At 37.4% G+C, this 551-nt stretch carries 1 pseudogene; it reads right to left on the reverse strand.

Going from position 1 to position 551, the window contains the following annotated elements:
• Window positions 1-241 precede the first annotated feature (241 nt).
• Window positions 242-551: pseudogene (locus E3E37_RS10785) on the reverse strand (tripartite tricarboxylate transporter permease); the annotation flags it as partial.

A 551-nucleotide genomic window follows, 5' to 3' on the forward strand; every position in this document is an offset into this window, starting at 1 on the left:
TCACTCTAAGAATGTCCGAATTAGTTGGAAGTTTGCTTAGATGGTATTTTCTCGCGATTTTTACCTTAAATTTGTTAAGCTCATCCCTATCTTTAATCTCGCCACTTATTAAGACCTTTGCAATTTCTTCACAGGCTTTTTGATATTTTTCTTCCATGCTTCTCACCTTGCAGCTCACTTAGGAAAAAAAGTGGGAAGCTTAAAAGTTTTTGTGCAATAAAATAAAGGGAAGCAAAGTGCCTCAAAAGAGCAATCCTACAAGATATGGTGCAGCAACTAGCACCATGAAGAGTATTCCAATTGAGACACCGTTTCTAACAAATGTCGCTGAGATAAGGCCCACTAGGATTGAACCAAAGATTCCTGCAATTCCTGCGTCATTGTATGCTAACACCAGTACTATTGCTAAGAATATAGCATACAATGCTTCTGCAGGCACTTTTTTGAAGACAAACCTAGTTAATTGCTTTGAGTACTTGATCAATATGAAGTATGCAAGGAATGCGGCAAATATAGTTGCATAAATTGTTACAAGCATTATGGTTGGGGTT

This window comes from Thermococcus sp. ES12, from assembly GCF_012027515.1.
In the GTDB taxonomy this organism is placed as follows: Archaea; Methanobacteriota_B; Thermococci; order Thermococcales; family Thermococcaceae; genus Thermococcus; species Thermococcus barossii.